This window comes from Marinobacter denitrificans, assembly GCF_008795955.1.
In the GTDB taxonomy this organism is placed as follows: Bacteria; Pseudomonadota; Gammaproteobacteria; order Pseudomonadales; family Oleiphilaceae; genus Marinobacter; species Marinobacter denitrificans.
Genome location: NZ_VMHN01000001.1, coordinates 1,648,703 through 1,671,312, shown reverse-complemented (window position 1 = coordinate 1,671,312; position 22,610 = coordinate 1,648,703). Strand labels below are relative to the sequence as shown.

Sequence of the window (22,610 nt, the reverse complement as noted above, 5' to 3'; positions counted from 1 at the left end):
CCCATACCCTTAGGTAACTCCAGTTGTCGTAACGATTTCCCAGGGTTTTGCCCGGGTTTGCTTGGGAATCTGTTATCTATATACCTGAAGCGATGTCCGTCCAAAATGACCTATAGGCAAACCGCAGCCCAACCAAAGCTTTCCGTAGCGACATCACCATTTTCGGTAGAGCGGGGTGGTGGGTGTATTTTTCCGCCAGGAATGGGTGTCTGAGCGAAGCGAGTTCCATTCCCAAGGAAAAATACACCCACCACCCCGATTCCCACCAAAACCCCCAGTCCTACCAAAAGCCAAAAGCCAGAAACTGACCGAAGTCATTGCCAGCAGAACAAACTTACCCTAATCTTGAACACGAACTATTATCATTATTAATATCGAAAAGGAGAAAGCGATATGAAAAAACAGACCCTGGCGCTGCTCACCTGTGCTGCTCTGACGTTTCCCGTGATCTCGTTTGCTGACGAGGTTGAACACTATGAAGGCAAGGAATCCGCCACTCTGAAAGAGGCCGTGGCTAATTTCTCTGAGTACAACGAAAAGCTCGAGAAAATCCTGGATGGCGAACTGACTCCAGAAGCCATGAACGAAATCCATCAGCTTACCTACACGCTCGAAAACGCCCTCGGCAAGATTAACGAAGAGTTTGATGGACTGGCGGAGACGCTGGAAGAAATCCACCTTGCCTCAGAAAGTGCCGATACCAAAGGTGTCGCCACCAATGGCAAAGACTATCTGGAAACTAGCCGCACGGTGATTGAATAAACCTCGCGGACAACCGTTACCCGCGCTGCTACCCTTGATTCTGAATGGCAGGGAGTAGCAGCGATGGCCGGTTTTGATGACAGAGCACAGGAATTACTGAACGGGCTCCGGAAGGATTATCTGTCCGGGGCCACGGCGCTGGCGCTGAAGACCCTCAGGAACCTGGCTTCGTATGTGGGGGCGACAGACCCTGAACCGGCCTCCCTGAGATCCCTGCTTGATGAACTCCGCAAAGCCCGACCCAGTATGATTGTCATCGGCAACGCCATGACCAGGGTGGAGTCGCTGTTAAGTGACGGGTGTACGCCACAAGTTGCGGTCAACCAGGTTATCAGTGAACTGGATAATGCCAGTTCAGCCATAGCGCAGTATGCGCGCCAGCAGATCCCCGCCGATGCAGTCATCATGACCCACAGTGCCAGTTCGGTTGTGCTGGGGCTTTTTCGTTTGCTTGCCCAGGAGCAGCACCGGTTTTCCGTCATATGCACCCAGAGCAGTCCCGGCATGGAGGGACACCAGTTGGCACTGGAGCTGAACGATCTGGGGGTACCAATTACACTCATTACCGACGCCCAGATGGGCCTGTTTGTACCCCGGGCGGATGTCGTAGTTACCGGTTGCGATACCTGGCTGGCGGATGGGCATTTCATCAATAAAAGTGGAACCCGCCTGCTCGCACTGGCGGCCCACGACCACCGCAAGCCTTTCTGGGTGCTGGGGGACAGTTTCAGGGTCAGTGATCAGACCAGCGACGAAGTCTCCCTCGAAGAAATGCCCGCCAGTGAATTACATGCCCCGGCGGGCGAGTGGATTACGCCCCGGAACCTGTATTTCGAAACCGTTCCGGAATCTCTGGTTACCGGCAAAATCAGCGAACAGGGCGTTTTTTCGTTCCCTGACTCGCCTCGGCGCTGAAGGGGTCCTCCGGCCAGGGGTGTTTGGGGTAACGCCCGCGCATGTCCTTGCGCACCTCCGGGTAAGCATTGCGCCAGAAGCTGGCCAGGTCTGCCGTCACGGCCAGGGGCCGTTGTGCCGGCGAGAGCAGGTGAATAACTACCGGCACCCGGCCGCGGGCCACGGTCGGGGTCTCGGTCCAGCCGAACAGAGCCTGCAGTTTGGCCGCCAGGACCGGTCCGTTCTCCGCTGTATAGTCCAGCGTTACCTGCTGCCCGGTCGGTATGGTGAGGCGGGTGGGCGCCAGGTCTTCCAGCGTCGTTTGTTGCTGGTAATCCAGCAAACTGGCAAGGACCTGGTGGAGGTTGAGTTTTTCCAGGTCACGCCAGCGCGACAGCCCTGTAAGGAAAGGCCCGAGCCAGGTATCCAGGTTATCCGCCAGCCACTCCTCGCTGACATCCGGCCAGTCGCCGGGAAAACAACGGGCAAGCAGGGCGACCCGGGCAAGCCATTGTTCCGCCGCAGGAATCCAGGGCAGGCTTTTGACTCCTTTCTTCCTGACGGCCGCCAGCAGTCCCTGTTGCACCAGTTCCGCAGAGGGCGTCGGCAAGGCTTTTTCTTCCAGTACCAATTGGCCCAGCTTTCTGACGCGGCGGGCGATCACCGTTCCACGGCTGTCGTCCCAGACCGCCTCGTCCTGTTCATGAATGTGAGTGGCCAGATCCTGTTCCAGCAGCGCCGGATCAACCGGTGCCGCAAGATAGATGGTGGCCTCCCTGGCCATGCCATCAAGCTCGGCTGTCGCCAGCCACTGGTGTCGGGCAAGAGGGTCGTCGTCCCGTAAAACCGCACCACGGCCGTTACTGAGCTGGTAACGGGGAACTTCTCCCCGCCGTTTGCGAGCCACCCGGTCCGGATAGGCCAGAGCGAGCAGACGGCCTACCTCGTCATCCGCCGGCACCTCACTCGGGCGAGCCAGCTGACCCGCCAGCCGCGACACTGATTTGGCAATAGCTTTCACTCTCGCGGCATCCACACCATGACGGCCCGCCTGGTTACGAAGTATCCGCACCCGCTCCTGCATGTCTGCCCCCGATGATCGTCCGGCCAGGTCCCGCTCCTCCAGCAAAGCCGCCAGCTCTGCGGCGAGATAACCGTGCCCTATATCGCGACCCCGGAGGATCATATGGGCCAGCCGCGGGTGCACCCCCATCTCCCGGGCGGCCTTGCCATGTTCGGTTATCGCACCTTCAGAATCGAGCATATCCAGCCATTGCAGCAACTCCACCGCCTGCTGCCAGTGTGCAGTGGGCGGCTGGTCAATCCAGTCCAGCTGTCCGGGAGACCGTGCACCCCACTGGGCCAGTTCCAGCACCAGCGGTGCGAGATCCGCCTCCTGTATTTCCGGCGGCGTGAATTCCGCCAGCCCGAACTGGGCCGACTCGCTCCACAGCCGGTAGCAGACCCCCGGCTCTATCCGGCCAGCCCGTCCCTTGCGTTGCTCCGCCGATGCTTTTGAAACCCAGCCGGTTACCAACCGTGTCATACCGCTATTGGCATCGAATACCGCACGACGCTGCTGGCCACTGTCGATAACCACTCGTATGCCTTCAATGGTCAGGCTGGATTCTGCAATGGCGGTGGCCAGGACCACCTTGCGGTAACCCTTGGGCGCTGTCGCAATGGCGCGGTCCTGTTCGTCGTTCTTCAGATTGCCGTAGAGCGGCGCCACAATAACGTCGCTACTTACCTGCCCCTGAAGCTGTCTTTCCGCCCGTCGGATTTCGCCAGCCCCCGGAAGAAAGACCAAAAGCGACCCCGGCTGGGCCGCCAGGGCCTCGTGAATCACCGACACTATCTGCTCTAGCATCCGGCCATTGCGTGGAATCGGCCGATAGGCCACTTCCACAGGAAACGCCCGGCCTTCGCTGGTCAATACCGGTACGTCGCCCAGCAGGCGGGCAATCGGCGCTGTATCCAGGGTCGCCGACATCACGATTACCCGCAAATCCTCCCGCAATGCCTGCCGCGACTCTCGCACCAACGCCAGGCCCAGGTCAGCCTGCAGCGAGCGTTCGTGAAATTCGTCGAAAATAACGGCTGCGTACTCTTCCAGCGCGGGATCGTTCTGGATCAGCCGGGTAAGAATGCCCTCTGTGACCACTTCAATCACTGTAGCGGAGGTTACCCGTGTATCCAGCCGCGTTCGATAACCCACCGTCTGCCCCGGTTTCTCCCCCATCTGTCCGGCCATATACCGTGCCGCCGACCTGGCCGCCAGCCGCCTCGGCTCCAACATCAGAATCCTGCGGCCTCGCCGCCATTTTGCCTCCAGTAGCGCCAAAGGCACGCGCGTGGTTTTACCGGCACCTGGTGGGGCCTGGAGCAGGACCGTTGTTTTGGACTCCAGGGTTTGCAGGAGGTCCGGGATGATTTGGTTGATTGGGAGCATTGGTTCGGCTTGGTATAAGACTGGTCGGTTTGGGGGATGGGCGTGGGGGTGATTATTTTTTCAAGTGGAAAATGAACTCGCTTCGCTCAGACACCATTTTCTGTTTGAAAAAATAATCACCCCCACACCCCTAAGCAACTCGAAGGTTTCGCGAAAGCGTACTATGGTCTTGCTCTGTATTGCATGGAGCAATCGTCTTCATACTGGAAGGGATAACTGCGAGTTACGTAAGAGTGGGGTGGTGGAATTATTTTCCGCCAGGAATGGGTGTCTGAGCGAAGCGAGTTCCATTCCCAAAGAAAATAATTCCACCACCCCGCTCCTGCACCAAAGCCATCAGTCCCGGATCAGGACCGCGAAGCCCGAGGATGGTTGGCACGAGCCCACTCGTAGATCTCGCGATAGGCGTCCACCAGGTCTTCCGGGTTATGAGGAGGTTGAAACACAGCGGTCATGTCGCCTTCCGGGTTTATCAGGGCAAAGTGGCCACTGTGGTCCACCATCAGCTCACCCTCCACCTCCCGGTGGCTGAAGGCAGCATTGAGGCTTTTTGCCACCTTTCTGAGGGTTTCCAGATCACCCGTGTAGCCATGAAAGTTGTCACCAAAGAAGCCCACATAATCCCGCAGCCGCTCGGGCGTGTCGTGTTCGGGGTCAGCGGTGATCAGCAGGAATTCAGGCTGGGGCAGGTCTTCAGGCAGCAGGTTGTCGGTCCGGCGCAGGTTCGCCATGGCAGCAGGGCAGATATCCGGACAGTTGGTGTAGCCCACAAAAGCGAAGGTCCATTTCCCCTTCAGGCTCTCCCGGGTAACGGTGTCGCCCTGTTCGTTGACCAGTTCGAACTCGGCAATCTCACGGCCCTGGTCATAGACATAAGTGTTGATCTCACTCAGTTCCGGTGCGGGCGCGGGTTCATCGTTTCCTACCAGCAGCACCTGACGTCCAACCACCAGACCGAAGATCAACACGATAACCAACAGCAGGGTGATCAGCGTCAGGCGAATCGAACGGTCCATGAAATCTCCGGCAGCTCAATAATCAGAAAAACACAAAGTGATCGACAAGCAACACGACAAAAAGTGCCATCAAATAGGTGATGGAGTATTTGAAGGTATTCAGAGCCACCCGGCGATCATCACCTCTGAGCAGGCGGACCGCATATTGCAGGAAACGCAGGCCCAGCAACAGGGCACCCACCAGGTAGATCAACCCGGACATGCCGGTGACAAATGGCAGCAGGCTGACAGCCAGCAACATCAGGGTATACAGCAGAATGTGCAGCTCGGTGTACTTGTTGCCATGGGTGACCGGTAGCATCGGTATACCCGCCTTGGCGTATTCTTCCTTGCGGTGGATGGCCAGGGCCCAGAAATGCGGCGGTGTCCACGCGAATATGATGAGCACGAGTAGCAGGCCGTGCCCTTCCACCTGGCCGGTTACCGCCGTCCAGCCAAGCAAGGGGGGCATGGCGCCGGCTAGTCCGCCGATGACGATATTCTGCGGCGTCATGCGCTTGAGAAACAGGGTGTAGACGCCGGCATAGCCCACCAGTGAAGCCAGCGTGAGCCAGGCCGTAAGAGCATTCACCTGCCACAGCAGAACGACCATGCCGGATACCGCCAGCACCGTCGCAAACGTCAATGCGTCGACGGGAGAAATTTTTCCCGTGGCTACGGGCCGCTTGCGGGTGCGGGCCATGACGGTATCAATCTTCTGGTCCACTACATGATTGACCACGGCGGCAGCACCCGCCAGCAAAGCGATGCCAAGGTTGCCATACACCAGAACCTCCCAGCCCGGAACACCCGGGACGGCCAGCAACATGCCGATGACCGAGGTGAGAATCATCATCGCCACAACTCTGGGCTTGGTCAGCTCCAGAAAATCACGCCAGGAAATGCTCGCAGAATCGGCTCTGCTACCCGTAGCCCGCGCCGGCAGTGCCTCAACACGCTCGCTCATGCCGTCACCTCTCGCTCAATTGTTGTTGTATGTGTTGCACCCACTGGCTGCGGCAGACCCTGCTGGTGAAAACGCCAGAGCAGGTTGATCACTGCCAGCAGCAAACCTGCCCCCATGGCATTGTGCGCCACTGCCACCGCCAGGGGAATATGAAACACGATGTTCGCCAGACCCAGCACTATCTGGGCCGCCAGCACCACAGCCACCAGCTGCACATGCCGTACCATGGAGGTCTGCTTCGCTCTGCGCCACAGTAATGCCAGAAATACCGTGAAGTACGCAAGTAATATCATTGCTCCCAAGCGATGGGTAACGTGAATGGCCACTCGCCCGTCCGCTGTCAATTGCCCTCCCAGATAGTTCGGGCCCACGTGCTGGGTAACATCAAAGCCATGAGCGAAGTCCATATCGGCCGGCCACCATTCCCCCTGGCAGGTGGGCAGGTCCGTACACGCTACCGCCGCGTAATTGGCTGCTGTCCAGGCGCCCAGCGCTATCTGCATGACAACCAGAGCAAGGCCGCCATATAGCCAGGGGCGGAAACGGTTTCGTTCCGCGGGCCTTGTTTGCACAACTCCAGCGGCAGCTTGCTGCTGTTTTCCGCGCAGGCGCAGTGTGAGAAGGACAAGCATGCTCAGCGTGGTAAAACCCCCAAGCAGATGCAGAGCAACCACCTGGGGCCAGAGTTTCAGGGTAACCGTCCACATACCGAACGCACCCTGAAGTACGATGAAGAAGGCAATAAACAGGGGCAAACGGAACGGCAGCCCTTCACGCCTGTGGCGGAAAGCGAAGGCCGCAAGGCCGAAAACCACCAGGCCCAGGGCTCCGGCGGCGTAACGGTGAATCATCTCCGGCCAGCCCTTCTCCACCTCAACCGGCGTCTCCGGGAACCTTGCATTGGCGATGGCCATCCGCGCTTCGTCGTGGGGCACGGTGAGAAAACCATAGCAGCCGGGCCAGTCAGGGCAACCAAGGCCGGCGTCCACAAGCCGGGTCCAGGCACCCAACATGATAACCACGACCGCCAGCAAGCTTGCCAGAAGGGACCAGCGTGTCAGTATGCGGGCATGGCGGGATAAGCTATTCCGTATTTCGTTCAACGCGGGATCTCCCGGCAATCGTGGCTAACCAATCTGTGACAGTTTCAGCAGATGCTTTAGGTCTTTCAGCATGTCCTTGCCGCTATGCTCGGTACCATAATGCAAGATGACATTACCAAACGGGTCAACCAGCAGGATCCGGGGCTCCCGATCCGGGCTGATGCCAGCCGGCCACTGGGGCGAACCATCGCTGGAAAGGCTCAGGCGCTCCATTGAGCTGTATTCCTCAGACCAGCGCGACGTCAGGTCCTCGGAAACAGTACCCAGCCAGGCGGACCGATTGACACGGTTGGCATTCTTGCCAAGGGCAATATTGACCTGTCGGGCGCGGTATAGAAGCTCTTCACAATCCGCCGTACAATCGCCGGAGACTACCACCATCATCCATTCCGGATCGGTAGCCGCAGGACCGAAACGCTCAGCGAGAGGCTGGCCATTGGCCCCTTCAAGCTGCATCTGGCCCAGAGGGGCCGGGGGCTGGATCAGTTCACCATTATTGCTGTGGCCGGTCGGGTTCAGCCAGCCCGTGTAGTACATGATTGTTGCAAAAATCATCGGGCCAAAGCCGATGGCAAAGAGCAATAGTGCCGTGCGTCTGCCGCGGCGCACTTTTTCAGGGGAAACCGGCTCTTCCTGGTCGTTCTGGTCTATCTTCTCAGCCGTTGTCATTGTCGTCGTTGGCTCCTGTTTTGCGATAACTCGCTACCACCGTCAATATAACCAGTGCCGCGGCCAGTGAAAACCACTGCAATGCGTATCCGTAATGCGTCTGGGGCCCCATCAGGTCCGGAGCCCAGTCTGCACGGTAGGCTCCGGGCTGTCCGGGGCCAGAGAGCCGTAATACAAGCCCGACCACGTCAGCCTGAACGGCCTGTGCCTGCTGATGAGACAGCGATTGTGTTCGCCGCGGCCACTCATCCTGCTCACGGGTATCGTCCTTCAACACCGGCGGCTCGGGAAACTCGCTGAGGCGCCCCTGCAGACGAACCTCGCCTTCGGGCCGGCTGAGTTCCGGCAGCTCGTCGCGCCGCCTGGGAGCCTGGAGCCAACCCCGGTTCACGACCACCGGGCGGCCCTGTTCAGGAAAAAACAACGTCAGCACCTCGTAGCCGGGCGCACCATCCCGAGTGCGGTTATCCAGCAGCCAGGAGGTCTCCCCGAAATGGCCGGAGAGGTTAACCGGTTGACCGGCCTCCAGGCCTGCAGCCTCCAGATCTGTCCAACTCAGGCTGACAGCTTCCTGCTCCCATTGCGCCAGCTGCTCCTTCTTCTCTTCAGCCCGCTCGAGCTGCCAGACACCCAGGCCGATCAGCAGTGGCAGGAACAGCCCCGAGAACAGCAAGAGCCGCCAGTCAAAATGCCACTGCCGGCGACGGGATTGATCAGCCGGATCAGACATGCTCTGCTATAGTGGTTTCTTGACCAATATTCCCGTAAACAGGATTGTCCATGCTGAAGTTTTTCATTGTCGTACTTATGTTGGCGGTTCTGGTGAGCCTGTTCAGCGGGCTGTTTTTCCTGATCAAGGATGGCGGGAAAACGAACCGTGTCCTGAATTCCCTGGCATTGCGGGTCGTACTGAGCGTCTTGCTGCTCGCCGTCATTCTGATTTCGTTATGGCAAGGGGGCCTTACCCTGAATCCGACCCCCTGAGCACCTCTGATCAGCTTTGATCAGTACATTCAGAGCACGTAGACAAAAACGAAGAGTCCGAGCCAGACCACATCCACAAAGTGCCAGTACCAGGACGTGGCTTCAAACCCGAAGTGATTGTCACCCGTGAAGTGGCCCTTGTTTATGCGTACCAGCATGATAACCAGCATCAGGGTACCCAATATTACATGGGCGCCGTGGAAGCCGGTCAGCATGAAGAAAGTACTGCCGTAGATGCCTGACTGAAGTGTCAGACCCAGATCCTGATAGGCGTGAACGTATTCGTAACCCTGGACACATACGAAAACCAATGCCAGAGCAATGGTGGCGGCAAGCCAGGTCTTGACCTTTTTGCGGTTGTCTTCCTTCAATGCGTGATGGGCAACCGTCACCGTAAAGGACGACGTAACCAGCAGAATGGTGTTGATCAACGGCAGTCCCCAGGGTCCGATTACACCTTCCGGTGCTGGATAGGCCTCGGGATTGGGAGTGTTGATCAGTGGCCAAGTTGCCTGAAAGCCTTCCCAAAGCATGTTGGAACTGCCGCGATCGCCCTCACCACCGAGCCATGGCAGCGCGAAGACCCGGGTATAGAACAGAGCGCCGAAAAAAGCGGCGAAAAACATTACTTCCGAGAAGATGAACCAGCTCATCCCCCAGCGGAAAGAGCGATCCATCTGCGGGCTGTACAAACCCGACCGGCTCTCCTGGATCACAGCGCCGAACCATCCGAACAGCATGTAGGTCATGATGATCGCACCAACGCCGAACATCACCCAGGAAGCGGTGGTGCTTTCACCCTGGTTGCTGTTCACCATAATAGAGGCAACACCGTAGAGGGTAACCCCCAGGCCCACCGTGGCCACAATCGGCCACTTGCTCTGTTCTGGAACGTAATACGTCTGGTTTTCCGCCATGACAATCTCCGATGGCTTATCCGTTATCGTTTATTATTTTCCCGGCCGCTCATTTTACTTCTGGCGGGGTGGCGAAGGTGTGGTAGGGCGCCGGTGAAGGCACAGTCCACTCCAGGCCTTCCGCTCCGTCCCAGGGATTGGCGGCTGCTTTCTCGCCGCCTCTGACACACTTGACCACAATCACCAGGAACAGAATCTGGGTGGCGCCAAACATGAAGGCACCGATACTGGACACCATGTTGAAGTCAGCAAACTGCAAGGCGTAATCCGGGATACGACGAGGCATACCTGCGAGGCCAAGGAAGTGCATCGGGAAGAACGCCAGGTTCATGCCGACAAAAGACAGCCAGAAATGGGTCTTGGCCAGGGTTTCGTCGTACATGTGCCCGGTCCACTTGGGCAGCCAGAAGTAGGCCGAGGCAAAGATACCGAAGATGGCACCCGGCACCAGCACGTAGTGGAAGTGGGCCACCACAAAGTAGGTGTCATGGTACTGGAAATCGGCTGGTGCAATGGCGAGCATCAGGCCTGAGAAACCACCGATGGTGAACAGGATGACGAAGGCTACCGCAAAGAGCATCGGCGCCTCGAACGTCAGCGAGCCACGGAACATGGTGGCCACCCAGTTGAATACCTTCACCCCTGTGGGCACGGCAATCAGCATGGTTGCATACATGAAGAACAGCTGCCCGGCGATGGGAATGCCCACAGTGAACATGTGGTGCGCCCAGACCACGAACGACAGCAGGGCGATGGCACCCACTGCGTAAACCATCGAGGCATAGCCGAATAGCGGCTTGCGGGAGAACGCCGGAATAATGTGGGAAACCGCGCCGAAGGCCGGCAGGATCATGATGTACACCTCGGGGTGACCGAAGAACCAGAATACATGCTGGAACAGCACCGGATCGCCGCCGCCGGAGGCATCAAAGAAGCTGGTGCCAAAGTTGATGTCCATCAGCATCATGGTGACCACGCCAGCCAGAACCGGCATTACCGCGATCAACAGGAAGGCAGTGATGAGCCAGGTCCAGACGAACAGGGGCATTTTCATCAGGGTCATGCCCGGTGCCCGCATATTCAGGATAGTGGCAATAACGTTGATGGCGCCCATAATCGACGACACACCCATGATGTGAACGGCGAAGATGAAGAAGGTCGTACTTGGCGGGCCATACGTCGTCGAGAGCGGCGCGTAGAAGGTCCAGCCGAAGTTGGGTGCGCCACCTTGCATGAACAGGGTGGATACCAGGATCAGGAAGGCGCAGGGCAGCAGCCAGAAGCTCCAGTTGTTCATCCGTGGCAGCGCCATGTCCGGCGCACCCACCATCAGCGGGATCATCCAGTTGGCAAGACCTACAAAGGCCGGCATAACCGCACCAAACACCATAATCAGACCGTGCATGGTCGTCATCTGGTTAAAGAATTCCGGCTCCACAATCTGCAGGCCTGGCTGGAACAGCTCGGCCCTGATAACCATGGCCATGGCCCCGCCGAGCAGAAACATGGTGAAACTGAATATCAGGTACATTGACCCGATATCCTTGTGATTGGTCGTCAACAACCACCGTGTAATGCCCTTGGCAGGGCCGTGGTGATGATCGTCCTGGGCGTGGGTATCTGCAACCGCACTCATGAAAAACCCCCGTTACCGCCTTGTTGTTCTGGCTGGTGATGTCATTAGTCTGGCGAAATTGGACGGGGCGGCACGCATCGCCGCCCGGTTAATCATTCCTGGTTCTTGTACTCGAACACTTCCTTCGGCGTAATCATCTCTCCGGTATCATTACCCCAGGCGTTACGCTCGTAGGTAATGACCGCCGCGAGGTCGACCTCATTCAGCTGGTCGCCAAAGGCCTGCATTGCGGTGCCGGAAACGCCGTTCACAACCACATCCAGGTGAGCATCCATATCCTCCAGGGCAATCTGGCTTCCCTTGAGTGCCGGGAAGGCTGGCGGTGAACCGCTACCATCGGCCTGGTGACAGGAGGCGCAGGCACTGGCGTAAGCCTTCTCGCCACGTTCCATCAGCTCGTCCATGGTCCAGTCTTTCTCGGTCAGCTCACGCTCACGCTGGGCGGCTTCTTTCTGTTCAGCCACCCAGGTATCGTATTCTTCCTGCGGTACAGCCTTGACCACAACCGGCATGAAGCCGTGGTCTTTGCCGCAGAGCTCGGTGCACTGGCCACGGTAGATACCGGGCTCGTCCACACGGGTCCAGGTTTCATTAATAAAGCCCGGGATAGCGTCTTTCTTGACGCCGAACGCCGGCACCCACCACGAGTGAATCACATCGTTCGCAGTCAGCAACAAACGGACTTTGGCGCCGACCGGAACAACCATGGGGTTATCCACATCCAGCAGGTAGTTCTCGGTCTTTTTCGTACGGTTGTAGATTTCATCCCGGCTGGTGGACATGGTGGAGAAGTATCCGAACTCCTCGTCGATGTAGTCGTACTTCCAGCGCCATTGGTAACCGGTGACCTTGATGTCGACCTCGGCTTCGCTGGTGTCGTACATATCAACCAGGGTCGCAGTGGCGGGAATGGCCATCACTACGAGAATGACGAGGGGGATGATTGTCCACAGAATCTCTACCAGAGTGTTCTCGTGGAAGTTGGCCGGTTTACGCCCCGAAGATTTGCGGTGGGCAAATATGGACCAGAACATGACACCAAAGACCACAACGCCGATGACGACGCAGATCCACAGGATGGTCATGTGAAGGCTGAAGATTTCATTACTGGTACCGGTGACCCCGGGACTCATGTTCAGCGTCCAGTCCGCCATGGACAACGCTGGCGCCATAAGTCCGCCCAAGAGGACACCTGCCCGCTTAGCGTGCACGCGCATAATACTGTGTCTCCACAGAGTGTTATTCTTGTCGGATTTTGCGTCCAATCCCTCTGTTCCGGACAGTGCTCGCACACACCATTGGAGCCAGAGTGGAAGTCTGCTATGGATAATTCACGAACAAGTATAGACACAGATCAAAAAAATGCGAAAGTCCGGGACGACATAAATCAACTTAAAGAAGGAACTTTTTCCAATTCCGTGAAATCACCTCCGCTGCTCACAACCATCGATAGACGACTCTGGGCCCTGGCCTGGCCTCTGATGCTCACAAACCTTACCGTGCCGCTTCTGGGGCTGGTGGACACCGCGGTTCTGGGCCATCTCGAGAGTCCGGAATACCTGGGTGCCGTTGCCGTGGGCGCCAACCTGTTCAGCATTCTCTACTGGACCTTCGGCTTCATGCGCATGGGCACCACCGGGCTTGCGGCCCAGGCCTGGGGTAAACGCGATGAATTCGCCCAGATTGCACTTCTTCTGCGATCCGTGCTGCTGGCCACAGCCATCGGCCTGGTACTGATTCTGCTCCATCAGCCCCTGATCCGCCTGGGTCTTGAGTTGATGAACCCCAGTGAACGTGTAGCAGCGCTTGCCGCAGAGTACGCCAGCATCCGGATCTGGAGCGCGCCGGCGGTGCTGTGCCAATACACCCTGGTGGGCTGGCTGATCGGTACACAGCTACCCAAGGGGCCAATGGTCATGCTGATCGTGGCCAACGGGCTCAATATCGTCCTGGATATACTCTTCGTCACCGGCTTTGGCTGGAACAGTCGGGGCGTCGCCATGGCCACCGTGATGGCCGAGTACTCCGCAGCAGCCATCGGTTTTCGTATGGTGCTGTTGCGGATGCCGCCCGGCCAGGGCTTCAGCCGTGCCCTGTTCGGCCAGCTGAATGACTATCTGAAAATACTGCGGGTCAACCGTTACATCATGGTGCGAACCATTGCGCTGCTTCTGGTACTGGCATTTTTTACCGCCCAGGGAGCACGACAGGGCGACACCATACTGGCCGCCAATGCGGTACTGATCACATTCCTCCTGGTGATCTCCAACGGCCTGGATGGCTTTGCCAACGCCGCCGAGGCCCTGATTGGAGAGGCCGTTGGCAAAAACAGCCGCCGGCAGTTCCGCCAGGTGTTCCGGGTCGCGTTCCGATGGTCCCTCTGGGGCTCGGTTCTGTTTACGGTGGCTTTTGTCCTGGGCGGTCGCTTCCTGATCAGCCTGCTGACCGGTATTGAGGAAGTAAAAACCACCGCCTGGCTCTACCTGCCCTGGTTGTGGATGCTGCCATTGGCTTCGGTATGGGGATTTCTGCTGGATGGCGTGTTCATTGGCGCCACCCGTACCCGGGACATGCAGAACACCATGCTATTTTCAGCACTTGTGGTGTTTCTGCCGGTGTGGTGGCTGACCACCGGTTGGGGAAACCATGGGCTCTGGTTTTCGCTGATCTGCCTGATGCTGGCACGAGCGGCTACCATGGGATTGCTTTTTGTGAGCCATTCGCGGCACGATCGCTGGTTTTCGCAACAATAGGCCGGTGTCTTCAATGATTATGAACATCCTGTTCAGGTTTTAATGTGGATGCCACGGCAGCCTGCCAAAACTCGTCTACACTTGTGAGAAAAGGCAGGCATGTTGCGGTGGCCAGCCGCTTCCCCGTGCCCCCAGACGACCCTAGACGTATAACGGGAGGCGCCTTGCGACCCCATTCCGTTCAGAGACCGGCATCTCCTGAAATGACACCAAAGGCTGTTCTCGACATCATTGATCAGGCACGCAGGCAGGAAGCCCGCTCCGGCACCTTCCTCGAGCAGATGCGGGAGAGGGCATCCTCTTTGCCTGCCACAATCACTATTGATGGCTATCAGCCAGCCACCTGCCTGTTCCAGTTCGCCATCGAATACATTGAAATGGCGCCACGACTGATCGAATGCGTGGAAGCCTGCGCCCGGGAAGCCGGCAAGGCAGAGCTGTTTGAACCCTTCGTGAATGCAGCGATCGGCTATTTTACCCAGCCGTCGGTCCTTCTGGTCCGGTATGACGGCCTCGACGGCCTTCTCATACGAGCCTATCTCTGCCATCGCCTGATGGAGGAAATGTACGAAAACAACCGTTCCACACGGGCCAGCGAGCTGGTCGACGTGGAAGCAACACGGGCCAACCTGCTTGCCCACCAGCTCATCGGCGAACCCTTTGCCAATGAGCTGGACCAGTCAATCACTGTAACCGTTCTGCAGATTGCCGGTACACCGGACTATTACGAACTGAATCTGGACCCCTTCGTAGAGCAGACACGAAATGCTGCGTGGGACTGGATGAAGCACTACTGGGAAAACCTGCTGATCCGCAATCACATTCGTCTCTCCCTGGGGACAGGCCTGTAACTTTGAGCCTGGCCACAAACCGTTTAAGCTTGCCGGCTTATCCGTAATCCTTCGCTGACGGGAGACAGACGTTGCTGGAAAATGCAGACCTCGGAAAACTGATTATCCGCCTTACCCTGGGGGGCCTGTTGCTGTTTCATGGCATCGCCAAACTGTTCCACGGGGTCGGTTTTATCGAAGGCCAACTGGCTAGCCACGGTATTCCGGCCTTTTTCGCCTGGGGCGTCTTCATCGGCGAGTTACTGGCACCATTGATGGTTATCCTCGGTTACCAGACCCGCATCGGCGCCTTGCTCGTTGTCTTCAATATGCTGGTAGCTATCGCCCTGGTCCACAGCCACGAGTTGATGGCTTTGGGCAGCAATGGGGGCTGGGCACTGGAACTTCAGGGATTCTTCCTGTTTAACGCCGTGGCGGTGATATTCCTCGGGCCGGGTCGCTACAAGCTGAAAAACTGACGCTACAAGCCGGGAACCGTCGCGGCGCCGCTGTCCCGGAACACCATTACCCGGTTACGGCCGGCATGCTTGGCGGCATAGAGGGCTTCATCGGCCCGTGCTATAAGGTCCGAAGGACGGCTTCCCGGGGTAGGGATGATCGTCGCCACACCAGCACTGACTGAAATGTTCACAGGGTCGGCCTGATCATCTATGTGAACCGGCGTCTCTGCGACTGCCCTTCGCAACCGCTCTGCCACACTGACGGCCCCTGCTTCCGGTGTGGCAGGCAGCAATACACTGAATTCTTCACCCCCATACCGGGCCAGCAGGTCCCCTGAGCGCTGGATTTCCTCAGCGCACACGCGGGCGACATTCACCAGGCAGTCGTCACCCGCCAGGTGGCCGTAGTCGTCATTCACGCGCTTGAAATAATCAATATCCAGCAGCACCAGACTGAGCGGATGCCCCTGCCTCAGGGCCCGGTTCCACTCGGCTTCCAGTTTCTCGTCAAAGCGGCGACGATTCGCCACCCGTGTCAGACCATCGGTAATGGAAACCGCCCTGAGCTGTTCATTGGCCTGTTCCAGCTCTTCTGTCCGGGCCTGAACCCGGGCCTCCAGTGTCTGATTGGCCTTAAGCTGGACGTCAAGAGTGTGTTCCTGAGCTCTAATCCGGCGCTGTCGCTCCAGGTTAATACGATAGGCCAATGCGAACGACAACAGTATTACCTCCACGGCTACACCAATCTGCGGGGCTATCTCGGTCAGGTTAGTGGTCGGAACCAGGCCGATCTTGCTGATGGCCATTACCAGATGCCCCAAAAGCAGCGGTGTCCAGGCGACTACGTAGAAGCCAGCCAACACCTGCCCCCGATACCAGACAGCGAGGCCTATTAACCAGGTCAGGGGAGTGGCCACCGCTGCAACTACACTGATAAGGGCGGTGGCACTCTGATAACTGCCAAACAGACTATAGATAAAACAGCCAATGCTCGTGAGCAGAATCAGCTGAAGCAATCGGTGAGCGACAGGGCTGTATCGCCTGACCGCCAGAAAACTCAGTGTGAACATGACAGCAAAGAACATGTTGGCCGAGATAGCCGGGGCCGTAAAATACCGGTTGATAATCGGAAGGTCGGGCCACAACCACTGGAAAACCAGCCCGTTGAAGTTCAGCAACACCAGTGCCGAGGCAATAACCGTGAGCACATACCACAAGTACGCCAGATGCCTGACAATCACGAAGATGAACAGATTATACAGGGCCATGGCGATCATGATGCCGAGAAACAGCGCCTGCCAACCGTATGTCAGTTGCTCGACTGCCAGGAAGTCCGCCGAGGAAATAACCCGCACCGGTATCTGCACCGAACCTTCACTGCGCACCCGCACATACGCCGTGGAGGGTTCGGTGTTCGATGGCACCAGAAAGACGAAATTACGGTGGTAGATAGGGCGGGAACTGAACACTCGGTGGTCACCGGTAACATGCCGTTCCACCTGCTTACCCTCTACAAACCAGTACACCTGGACGTCGTCGAGCAGGGGGTAACCAATCTCCAGCAAGCGGTTGAAGGGTTCCGCAGGCGCTTCCACCCGGAGCCAGAAACTGCTGTCGCTGAAGCCGAAACTCAGGGTTTCATTCCCCGCCGCTGGCCGCCATTGCGATTCGGGCAACGCCCGGATATCCTCGATATCCTTGTCCGGTTCCGGAGCTTCGACCCAGGCAACGGCAACGCTTTGCGCTAGCGCCTGAACAGGCGCCAGCAATAGCGCCAGAAGCACTAACCGCCAGAGTTGGCAAGCAACAGGAAATCCCATAATGACCGTTTTACCCGGAACCAGAAAACTCGACTAGACTGACGAAGCCAACAATCAGTCACTATGCCTCCCTGCGCCTTATCATTATCAGTCTATACGTATACAGGGAGTATGTCCGCGTCGCAAAACACGTAGCCATACGCTACGCGTGGAGAAGGATACAATGCCTGACAAGAAACCGGAACTCCGCCTTGGCCGCTACCGCCACTACAAGGGAATGGACTACGAAGTTATCGGTGTTGCCCGCCACAGCGAAACCGAAGAGCAGATGGTTGTCTACCGTTGCCTTTACGGCGATTACAGCCTATGGGTAAGGCCGCTGACCATGTTCCGCGAAACCGTGGAGATGGCTGGCGAGCAGGTTCCACGTTTTGCCTTCGTAGGGGACCGGTAACGGTTATCACGGTTTTGACTGCAGCACCCATTTCCGGCACATTAGCGCGCTTTCCCGAACCGCCCGTTGCTTCAGGGCTCTGAAAGCCACCCCGAAATCCCGGAGTTTGCCATGAATGCCGTTGTTGCTGCGGTAGCCATCATGCTCGTCCTGAGTTTGTGCCGCATTCACGTTGTTGTTGCCCTTATCATTGGCGCCGTTTCCGGCGGCCTGATCAGTGGCCTGTCCCTGGACGCCACCATTGCCGCATTTAACGAAGGGCTCGGGGGCGGGGCAACCGTCGCATTGTCCTACGCCACTCTCGGCGCGTTTGCCGTTGCCATTGGCAAATCCGGCCTCGCCCATGCCCTGGCCGACAAGGCGCTTAATCTGGTAGGCCGGCAGCACGACGGCAAGGCCGCCGGCGGTATCCGCCTGCTGATTATCGGCCTGCTGCTGGCCATCGCCATGTCTTCCCAGAATGTCCTGCCGATCCACATCGCCTTTATCCCACTGGTGGTGCCGCCCCTGCTGTACGTAATGGCAAAACTGAACATGGATCGCCGCCTGGTGGCCTGCGTTCTGACCTTCGGCCTGATCACCCCGTACATGTTTCTGCCCGTGGGCTTTGGTGGCATCTACCTGAACGAAATCCTGCTGGCGAACGTGGGCGAAAATGGCGTGGACGCCACCGGCCTGAACGTCATGTCGGCTATGGCCCTGCCAGCCCTGGGCATGCTCTGCGGCCTGTTGGTGGCTGTGTTCTTCAGCTACCGCGGCAGCCGACACTACAACCTGGACGCCATCGCCCGCACCGAACGGGTGGATGTGAAGTACAACAGAGGCACGCTGTTCATGGCTCTGGTGGCTATTGTGGCAGCCTTCGTGGTGCAGCTGTGGCTGGGCTCAATGATTCTCGGGGCGCTGGCAGGCTTCGTGTTGTTCAACCTGTCCGGTGTTGTGAAGTGGAAAGAAGCCGATGACCTCTTCACCGAAGGCATGAAGATGCTGGCGATGATTGGCTTCATTATGATCGCCGCCTCTGGCTTTGCGGAAGTCATGCGTGAAACCGGCGAAATCGCCACCCTGGTGGAAAGCTCCGTCGGAACCATTGGCGACAACAAGGCGTTAGCGGCATTACTGATGCTTGTGGTGGGCCTGCTGATCACCATGGGTATCGGCTCCTCGTTCTCCACCATCCCCATCATTGCAGCCCTGTACGTGCCCCTGGCACTGGAACTGGGCTTCAGCCCTCTGGCGATCGTGGCCCTGGTGGGCACCGCCGGCGCCCTCGGCGATGCCGGCTCCCCGGCCTCCGATTCCACCCTCGGCCCCACTGCCGGCCTCAACGTCGACGGCCAGCACAACCACATCTGGGACACGGTGGTGCCTACGTTCCTGCACTACAACCTGCCTTTGTTGGGCTTTGGGTGGTTGGCGGCTATGGTTCTTTAAGCTTTGGGAGCTGGCCTTCTTGTAGCCTGCCTGGATTGGGGCTGCGAGGGGGCAGGGGGAGTTTTTTCTCTTGAAATGGAACTCGCTGCGCTCAGACACCCATTTCTGGCGAGTAAAAATCCCCCTGCCCCCTCACGAATGAACACCACGGATATCGCCAAGGACACGCATTACGTGCTTTTCTTTTTCAGCGATATCCTTTTGGTTCAAACCGGAGGGTGTTGGGGTGCTTTCTGCCGGGAAAAAGGTGTCCGAGCGCAGCGAGTTCTTTTTCCCAGAAGAAAGCACCACGACGCCCTCCAGGCCCCCAATACCAGCAGGCTACAAAAGGAACCCAAACTCCGAAGTTTCAGTCCTCCTCGCCGGACTTGAAAAACACCACCTGTTTAACCGTATGGTCGTCTTTGTTACTACGCGTGTTAACACGGGTTTCAAGTTCCGGGTTGGTCGGAGCGGGTGGGGCGTCGGACACCGCGTCGGTGAAGCCGCAGGCCACGCACTCGCGAACCTGGTCCTCGTCGTCGGTGGTGTACATCATGATTTTGTCCATCTCCGCACAGCGGGGGCAGACGGCGCCGGCGATGAAGCGTTTGGGGGTTGGCATGGTAATACTCCGCAATGTCTTTCAGTTGTCGGATCAGGCCGCAGGCCGTAATCCGACAAACCCGTTCCCGGTTAATTCACGCAGCGTCGTCCGTAATACCACTGTGCTTCAACAACGCATCCACCTGCGGCTCGCGACCACGAAATGCCTTGAACAGTTCCATCGGTTCCTGGGAACCACCCTTCTCAAGAATGTTCTGCAGAAACGCCTTGCCGGTTTCCGGATCGAAGATGCCGCGTTCCTCGAACAGTGAGAACGCATCCGCAGCCAGCACTTCAGCCCATTTGTAACTGTAATAGCCTGCCGCGTAACCGCCGGCAAAGATGTGGGAGAAGCTGTTGGGAAAGCGGTTGAACGCCGGTGCTTCCACCACGGCAATTTCGCTGCGTACCTTGCGATGCATGTCCAGCGGATTGGTGGGGGCTTCCTCAGTGAATTCCGCATGCAGGCGGAAGTCGAACAACGAGAATTCCAACTGCCGCACCATGGCCATCCCGGACTGGAAGTTTTTGGCTGCCAGCATTTTTTGCAGCAGATCTTCTGGTAAGGGCTCGCCAGTTTCGTGGTGCGAGGCTATCAGGGCCAGGGAGTCCGGGTTCCAGCACCAGTTTTCCAGAAACTGGCTCGGCAGTTCTACCGCGTCCCAGGCCACGCCGTTAATACCCGATACGTCCAAAACGTCCACTTGCGTCAGCATGTGGTGCAGGCCATGGCCGAATTCGTGGAACAGCGTGGTGACTTCGTCGTGGGTCAGCAACGACGGCTTGCCGTTCACCGGCGGGGTAAAGTTACAGGTGAGGAAAGCCACCGGTAACTGCAACTGACCCCGCAGGTTGCGCCAGCGTACCCGGCAATCGGCCATCCAGGCGCCGCCACGTTTGCCCTGGCGGGCGAACAGGTCGAGGTAGAACCAGGCCAGCGGCTCGCCGTTACGGCTGATGCAATAGGCGGTGGCATCCGGGTGCCAGGTTTCCACGTCAGGTTTCGCTTCAATCTGAACGTCGAACAGTTTCTCGGCAACCGCGAACAGGCCGGGGACCACTTTGTCTACCGGGAACCAGGGGCGCAGGGTTTCCGGGGAGATATCGTAGCGTTGCTGGCGCAGCTTTTCGCTGTAATAGCCGACATCCCAGGCCTGCAGGTCATCAACCCCATGCGTGTCCTTGGCGAATGCCTTCAGCTCGGCAAACTCGCGCTCGGCCATGGGTTTGGACTTGCCTGCCAACTGATTCAGGAAATCAAGAACCTCATCCACGCTGCGGGCCATTTTCGTGGCCAGCGAGCGCTCGGCATAGTTGTTGAAGCCCAGCAGTTTGGCCATGGCGTGGCGGCGTTTGAGAATTTCGGCCATCACCGGTGTGTTGTCCCAGGTGCCGGCGTCCGGCCCCATGTCGGAGGCGCGGGTGACAAAGGCTTCGTAGACTTCCCGGCGCAGGTCACGGTTGTCACAGTAGGTCATTACCGGATAGAAACTGGGAAAATCCAGCGTGATCACATAGCCGTCCAGATCCTTCTGCTGCGCGGCCTGTTTCGCGCCATCAAGCGCGCTCTCAGGCACGCCCGCCAGCTCTTCCACGTTGGTGATGTGCTTGTACCAGTGCTGGGTGGCATCCAGCACGTTGTCACTGAAGCGGTTGGACAGCTCCGACAGCTCCATGGAAAGATCCGCGTACTGTTTTTTCTTCTCCGGCGGCAGATCGACACCACCGAGGTGGAAATCCCGCAGGGTGTTGTCCACCGACTTGCGCTGGGCTTCGCTCAGTCCTTTGTATTCTTCGCTTGCGGCCAGTTTTTTGTAGGCGTCGCAGAGTTCGGTGTTCTGGCTCAGTTCGGTGCTGTACTCGGTGAGTTTTTCCAGACAGCTCTTGTACACCTTGCGCAGATCGTCACTGTTCATGACGCCGTTTAAATGGGAAATCACCGACCAGGCCCTTTCCAGCCGGTCTTCGGTGGCTTGCATGGGTTGCGCCAGGGTCTCCCAGGTGGGCTCATCCTGCTGGGCCAGTTGGGCGATTTTCACGCGGTTTTCGCTGAGAATCTGGTCAATTGCCGTTTCCATATGCTCGGTGCGAACATGGTCAAACTTGGGCAACAGGTCGTCGGTCAATAACGGGTTATTCATAAGTCCCCTTCTCAGCTCCGGGTGTCTAAGGTAATTTGAGATAACTCCAATGCTTGGGGAGTCTCTGGGGGAGGCCTTTCCAAAACTGTGCGGAGCCATGGATGGCGGAGCTCAAGCGCCACATGGATGTGCTTGAGCGTGTTTTGGAAAGGCCTCCCCCAGAGACTCCTTCCCTACAAGCATCAATCCACTCAATGAGTATATGTAATGTCGAATGTACGAACACACAAGGGTAACACGCCACATTTTGGAGAACGCACCTGGATTGACCCCAGTGCAGTGGTCATCGGGGATGTTCAGACAGGGGATGACGTCTCCATCTGGCCAATGACCGTAGTACGCGGCGACATGCACAAAATTCGTATCGGTGACCGTTGCAGTATTCAGGATGGGTCTGTGTTGCACATCACCCATGCCAGTGACTTTAACCCCGGCGGGTACCCACTGACGATCGGTGATGATGTCACGATTGGCCACAAGGCGCTGCTGCACGGCTGCACCGTGGGCAGCCGGGTACTTGTGGGTATGGGTTGTATCATCATGGATGGCGCCGTCGTAGAAGACGAGGTGATTGTCGCCGCTGGCTGCCTGGTGCCGCCGGGCAAAACCCTGGAATCGGGGTTTCTGTACGTGGGCTCACCCGCCCGCCAGGCTCGGGCGCTATCGGACGAAGAAAAAACCTTTTTCCGCTACACCGCCAGCAATTACGTGAAACTCAAAGACGAATACCTGAACGAGGTTTAATCCGGCCAATTAATCTGAAACCGACGGTGCCAGCGTATTTGAACGTGTTGTTCTCTTAAGGAGCAGAGG

The 22,610-nt window shown here is 57.8% G+C and carries 22 protein-coding genes; 9 read left to right on the top strand and 13 right to left on the bottom strand.

The annotated features are described in order from the left end of the window. Positions 1 to 393 precede the first annotated feature (393 nt). Together FO268_RS07710 and FO268_RS07705 are read left to right on the top strand one after the other, a co-directional pair. Positions 394 to 762, top strand: a complete 369-nt coding sequence (locus tag FO268_RS07710) for a DUF6746 family protein (protein ID WP_150991341.1) — start codon at positions 394 to 396, stop codon at positions 760 to 762. Positions 763 to 825: 63 nt separating this feature from the next. Next, positions 826 to 1,677, top strand: a complete 852-nt coding sequence (locus FO268_RS07705; protein ID WP_150991338.1) for a translation initiation factor eIF-2B — start codon at positions 826 to 828, stop codon at positions 1,675 to 1,677. Here FO268_RS07705 and hrpB read toward each other — a convergent pair. The 6 genes from hrpB to FO268_RS07675 form a co-directional block, all read right to left on the bottom strand. Beyond that, complete coding sequence (gene hrpB / locus FO268_RS07700) at positions 1,631 to 4,108, bottom strand: ATP-dependent helicase HrpB (protein WP_150991335.1); 2,478 nt, start codon at positions 4,106 to 4,108, stop codon at positions 1,631 to 1,633. The two genes, FO268_RS07705 and hrpB, sit on opposite strands and share 47 nt — an antisense overlap. A 347-nt stretch (positions 4,109 to 4,455) precedes the next feature. Beyond that, positions 4,456 to 5,124, bottom strand: a complete 669-nt coding sequence (locus tag FO268_RS07695) for an SCO family protein (protein ID WP_150991332.1) — start codon at positions 5,122 to 5,124, stop codon at positions 4,456 to 4,458. A gap of 22 nt (positions 5,125 to 5,146) precedes the next feature. Next, positions 5,147 to 6,070, bottom strand: coding sequence for a heme o synthase (gene cyoE / locus FO268_RS07690; protein WP_150991329.1), 924 nt, complete (start codon positions 6,068 to 6,070; stop codon positions 5,147 to 5,149). Then, positions 6,067 to 7,173 (bottom strand): COX15/CtaA family protein, encoded by a 1,107-nt coding sequence (locus FO268_RS07685; RefSeq protein ID WP_225316526.1) that lies wholly within the window; start codon positions 7,171 to 7,173, stop codon positions 6,067 to 6,069. The genes cyoE and FO268_RS07685 overlap by 4 nt, the downstream gene beginning before the upstream one ends. 24 nt (positions 7,174 to 7,197) lie before the next feature. Further along, the gene (locus FO268_RS07680) at positions 7,198 to 7,842 is read right to left on the bottom strand and encodes a hypothetical protein (RefSeq protein WP_150991326.1); all 645 of its coding nucleotides are present in this window, start codon (positions 7,840 to 7,842) and stop codon (positions 7,198 to 7,200) included. Further along, positions 7,829 to 8,572 (bottom strand): SURF1 family protein, encoded by a 744-nt coding sequence (locus FO268_RS07675; protein ID WP_150991323.1) that lies wholly within the window; start codon positions 8,570 to 8,572, stop codon positions 7,829 to 7,831. The genes FO268_RS07680 and FO268_RS07675 overlap by 14 nt, the downstream gene beginning before the upstream one ends. A 50-nt stretch (positions 8,573 to 8,622) precedes the next feature. On the opposite strand from FO268_RS07675, the gene FO268_RS07670 reads away from it, so the two are divergent. Next, complete coding sequence (locus tag FO268_RS07670; RefSeq protein WP_150991319.1) at positions 8,623 to 8,826, top strand: twin transmembrane helix small protein; 204 nt, start codon at positions 8,623 to 8,625, stop codon at positions 8,824 to 8,826. A gap of 29 nt (positions 8,827 to 8,855) precedes the next feature. Here the strand turns inward: FO268_RS07670 and FO268_RS07665 are convergent, their stop codons facing one another. The 3 genes from FO268_RS07665 to coxB form a co-directional block, all read right to left on the bottom strand. After that, positions 8,856 to 9,743, bottom strand: coding sequence for a cytochrome c oxidase subunit 3 (locus FO268_RS07665; protein WP_150991316.1), 888 nt, complete (start codon positions 9,741 to 9,743; stop codon positions 8,856 to 8,858). Between the two features lie 49 nt (positions 9,744 to 9,792). After that, positions 9,793 to 11,379 (bottom strand): cytochrome c oxidase subunit I, encoded by a 1,587-nt coding sequence (gene ctaD, locus FO268_RS07660; protein WP_150991313.1) that lies wholly within the window; start codon positions 11,377 to 11,379, stop codon positions 9,793 to 9,795. Positions 11,380 to 11,471: 92 nt separating this feature from the next. Continuing rightward, positions 11,472 to 12,596, bottom strand: a complete 1,125-nt coding sequence (gene coxB / locus FO268_RS07655) for a cytochrome c oxidase subunit II (protein ID WP_150991310.1) — start codon at positions 12,594 to 12,596, stop codon at positions 11,472 to 11,474. Positions 12,597 to 12,860: 264 nt separating this feature from the next. Between coxB and FO268_RS07650 the strand changes: the two genes are divergently transcribed. The 3 genes from FO268_RS07650 to FO268_RS07640 all read left to right on the top strand — a co-directional run bounded on the left by FO268_RS07650 (position 12,861) and on the right by FO268_RS07640 (position 15,441). Next, positions 12,861 to 14,132, top strand: a complete 1,272-nt coding sequence (locus tag FO268_RS07650; RefSeq protein WP_191966922.1) for an MATE family efflux transporter — start codon at positions 12,861 to 12,863, stop codon at positions 14,130 to 14,132. A gap of 203 nt (positions 14,133 to 14,335) precedes the next feature. Then, entirely contained in the window at positions 14,336 to 14,983 is a 648-nt protein-coding gene (locus FO268_RS07645; RefSeq protein ID WP_150991304.1) for a hypothetical protein, read from the top strand. 71 nt (positions 14,984 to 15,054) lie between these two features. Continuing rightward, positions 15,055 to 15,441, top strand: a complete 387-nt coding sequence (locus tag FO268_RS07640) for a DoxX family protein (protein ID WP_150991301.1) — start codon at positions 15,055 to 15,057, stop codon at positions 15,439 to 15,441. 2 nt (positions 15,442 to 15,443) lie between these two features. Here FO268_RS07640 and FO268_RS07635 read toward each other — a convergent pair whose 3' ends face one another. Beyond that, on the bottom strand, positions 15,444 to 17,243 hold the full coding sequence (locus FO268_RS07635; protein ID WP_150991298.1) for a sensor domain-containing diguanylate cyclase: 1,800 nt from the start codon (positions 17,241 to 17,243) through the stop codon (positions 15,444 to 15,446). 163 nt (positions 17,244 to 17,406) lie between these two features. Here FO268_RS07635 and FO268_RS07630 point away from each other — a divergent pair, with 163 nt between their 5' ends. Both FO268_RS07630 and FO268_RS07625 read left to right on the top strand, forming a co-directional pair. Next, positions 17,407 to 17,637, top strand: coding sequence for a DUF1653 domain-containing protein (locus tag FO268_RS07630; protein WP_150991295.1), 231 nt, complete (start codon positions 17,407 to 17,409; stop codon positions 17,635 to 17,637). Between the two features lie 111 nt (positions 17,638 to 17,748). After that, the gene (locus FO268_RS07625; RefSeq protein WP_150991291.1) at positions 17,749 to 19,071 is read left to right on the top strand and encodes a Na+/H+ antiporter family protein; all 1,323 of its coding nucleotides are present in this window, start codon (positions 17,749 to 17,751) and stop codon (positions 19,069 to 19,071) included. A 132-nt stretch (positions 19,072 to 19,203) separates the two neighbouring features. Here the strand turns inward: FO268_RS07625 and FO268_RS22820 are convergent, their stop codons facing one another. The 3 genes from FO268_RS22820 to prlC all read right to left on the bottom strand — a co-directional run bounded on the left by FO268_RS22820 (position 19,204) and on the right by prlC (position 21,797). Continuing rightward, positions 19,204 to 19,362 carry a hypothetical protein gene (locus FO268_RS22820; protein ID WP_191966895.1) on the bottom strand — a complete coding sequence of 53 codons (159 nt, stop codon included), beginning with the start codon at positions 19,360 to 19,362 and terminating at the stop codon, positions 19,204 to 19,206. 58 nt (positions 19,363 to 19,420) lie between these two features. Beyond that, positions 19,421 to 19,675: a YheV family putative zinc ribbon protein gene (locus FO268_RS07615; RefSeq protein WP_150991286.1), complete on the bottom strand. Its 255-nt coding sequence runs from the start codon at positions 19,673 to 19,675 to the stop codon at positions 19,421 to 19,423. Between the two features lie 76 nt (positions 19,676 to 19,751). Further along, positions 19,752 to 21,797 (bottom strand): oligopeptidase A, encoded by a 2,046-nt coding sequence (gene prlC, locus FO268_RS07610; RefSeq protein WP_150991283.1) that lies wholly within the window; start codon positions 21,795 to 21,797, stop codon positions 19,752 to 19,754. A 207-nt stretch (positions 21,798 to 22,004) separates the two neighbouring features. Between prlC and FO268_RS07605 the strand changes: the two genes are divergently transcribed. Continuing rightward, positions 22,005 to 22,541, top strand: a complete 537-nt coding sequence (locus FO268_RS07605) for a gamma carbonic anhydrase family protein (RefSeq protein WP_150991281.1) — start codon at positions 22,005 to 22,007, stop codon at positions 22,539 to 22,541. Positions 22,542 to 22,610: the final 69 nt, after the last annotated feature.

Coding starts and splice junctions, on each gene's coding strand:
- FO268_RS07710 (WP_150991341.1), top strand. CDS start 394: ATGAAAAAACAGACCCTGGCGCTGCTCACCTGTGCTGCTCTGACGTTT.
- FO268_RS07705 (WP_150991338.1), top strand. CDS start 826: ATGGCCGGTTTTGATGACAGAGCACAGGAATTACTGAACGGGCTCCGG.
- hrpB (WP_150991335.1), bottom strand. CDS start 4,108: ATGCTCCCAATCAACCAAATCATCCCGGACCTCCTGCAAACCCTGGAG.
- FO268_RS07695 (WP_150991332.1), bottom strand. CDS start 5,124: ATGGACCGTTCGATTCGCCTGACGCTGATCACCCTGCTGTTGGTTATC.
- cyoE (WP_150991329.1), bottom strand. CDS start 6,070: ATGAGCGAGCGTGTTGAGGCACTGCCGGCGCGGGCTACGGGTAGCAGA.
- FO268_RS07680 (WP_150991326.1), bottom strand. CDS start 7,842: ATGACAACGGCTGAGAAGATAGACCAGAACGACCAGGAAGAGCCGGTT.
- FO268_RS07675 (WP_150991323.1), bottom strand. CDS start 8,572: ATGTCTGATCCGGCTGATCAATCCCGTCGCCGGCAGTGGCATTTTGAC.
- FO268_RS07670 (WP_150991319.1), top strand. CDS start 8,623: ATGCTGAAGTTTTTCATTGTCGTACTTATGTTGGCGGTTCTGGTGAGC.
- FO268_RS07665 (WP_150991316.1), bottom strand. CDS start 9,743: ATGGCGGAAAACCAGACGTATTACGTTCCAGAACAGAGCAAGTGGCCG.
- ctaD (WP_150991313.1), bottom strand. CDS start 11,379: ATGAGTGCGGTTGCAGATACCCACGCCCAGGACGATCATCACCACGGC.
- coxB (WP_150991310.1), bottom strand. CDS start 12,596: ATGCGCGTGCACGCTAAGCGGGCAGGTGTCCTCTTGGGCGGACTTATG.
- FO268_RS07650 (WP_191966922.1), top strand. CDS start 12,861: ATGCTCACAAACCTTACCGTGCCGCTTCTGGGGCTGGTGGACACCGCG.
- FO268_RS07645 (WP_150991304.1), top strand. CDS start 14,336: ATGACACCAAAGGCTGTTCTCGACATCATTGATCAGGCACGCAGGCAG.
- FO268_RS07635 (WP_150991298.1), bottom strand. CDS start 17,243: ATGGGATTTCCTGTTGCTTGCCAACTCTGGCGGTTAGTGCTTCTGGCG.
- FO268_RS07630 (WP_150991295.1), top strand. CDS start 17,407: ATGCCTGACAAGAAACCGGAACTCCGCCTTGGCCGCTACCGCCACTAC.
- FO268_RS07625 (WP_150991291.1), top strand. CDS start 17,749: ATGAATGCCGTTGTTGCTGCGGTAGCCATCATGCTCGTCCTGAGTTTG.
- FO268_RS07615 (WP_150991286.1), bottom strand. CDS start 19,675: ATGCCAACCCCCAAACGCTTCATCGCCGGCGCCGTCTGCCCCCGCTGT.
- prlC (WP_150991283.1), bottom strand. CDS start 21,797: ATGAATAACCCGTTATTGACCGACGACCTGTTGCCCAAGTTTGACCAT.
- FO268_RS07605 (WP_150991281.1), top strand. CDS start 22,005: ATGTCGAATGTACGAACACACAAGGGTAACACGCCACATTTTGGAGAA.